Origin of the sequence: Cellulophaga sp. 3_MG-2023, assembly GCF_030546975.1 — a bacterium.
In the GTDB taxonomy this organism is placed as follows: Bacteria; Bacteroidota; Bacteroidia; order Flavobacteriales; family Flavobacteriaceae; genus Cellulophaga.
Genome location: NZ_JAUOPS010000015.1, coordinates 1 through 1,232 on the forward strand (window position 1 = coordinate 1; position 1,232 = coordinate 1,232).

At 32.5% G+C, this 1,232-nt stretch carries 1 protein-coding gene; it reads right to left on the minus strand.

The genetic code is table 11. From position 1 onward, the window contains the following. Positions 1-36 precede the first annotated feature (36 nt). On the minus strand, positions 37-1,008 hold the full coding sequence (locus Q4487_RS17005; RefSeq protein WP_303545787.1) for an IS110 family transposase: 972 nt from the start codon (positions 1,006-1,008) through the stop codon (positions 37-39). Between the last annotated feature and the right edge of the window lie 224 nt (positions 1,009-1,232).

The following is a 1,232-nucleotide window of genomic DNA, read 5'->3' on the forward strand; positions in this document are numbered from 1 at the left end:
AACAAAGTACTGTGGTAAAAAACAAGTAAAAATTCACTAATTTTTAGCTAAAGTGCTTCTGTAAGAATCATCATATATTAGTCCTGATTTTGCAATAGCAAAGGCTTGTTTTAGCAGTTTATTACACACCGCTATTAATGCTAACTTTTTACTCTTTCCTTTGGCTACTATCCGGTCATAAATAGCCTTACAGGCCTTGTTATATTTACACGCATTAAAACTGCACATAAATAATAAATTTCGTAGTTTTTGATTTCCCATTTTACTAATTCTACTTCGTCCATTTACGCTTGTTCCGCTATTTCTTATTACAGGTGTTAACCCAGCGTAACTGCATAATTCACTACCACTATTAAAACGATCAAAGCCATCGGTTAAAACCACTAACATTAAGGCTGTTTTAGCTCCTATTCCAGGTATAGTTTTTAATCGTGTTAGCACATCTTGGTGCGCTTCTTTTACCAATAACAATAATTTAGATTCTAAGTTATCTACTTCTTTTTCTAGTTGTCTTAAACTTCGCTTTATAGAACTCACAACTGTTTTACTTGGGTTTCCTAAAACTGCTTCGCCGTGCAGCTTGTTTTTTAACATTGTACTCTGTTTTGTATACACAGAAAGGAGTCTGGTCATTTGCAAGCATTCTATTTGATGCTTGGAACTACCTTTCCACAACTTTAAGTCTACCTGACTGGCATACTCACAAATAAGTTTAGAATCACTCTTGTCGGTCTTTATTTTAGACAGCTTCATTTGTATAAATCGCTTTACCGCTAATGGATTTTCTACGGATACTTTAATACCGAATTCAAGCAAATAATAAGCTAATTGATAATGGTAATATCCTGTTGCTTCCATTACACAATGGCTCGATAGATCTAATAATTTTTCAAACTTTTTAAAGCCTGAAATAGTGTTTTTAAACTGATAGTATTTACCATCAGAATCTGTAACATCAAAAACCAAATGACTAATGTCTATTCCAAAATATTTAATATCTTTATTCATATTCAACTATTTTTTGAAAGGACAATCTACGCGAGTTTTAACGACTTAAAATCGAGGTCTAATTGCCTCATAGAACTGTACGAAATCTGTGTAGAAAAGAGAGGGGATTTTCAATGTTGACGAGATCTGTAGTCTCTCCGTATATAATAACCTTATTCCTCTCTTTTGTCTTTTCTGATTAATACTCTAATTTAATGAATTACAAACTTAAGCCGTGTATAATT

Excerpts from the sequence above, each read along its gene's own strand:
- Q4487_RS17005 (WP_303545787.1), bottom strand. The coding sequence starts at position 1,008 with ATGAATAAAGATATTAAATATTTTGGAATAGACATTAGTCATTTGGTT.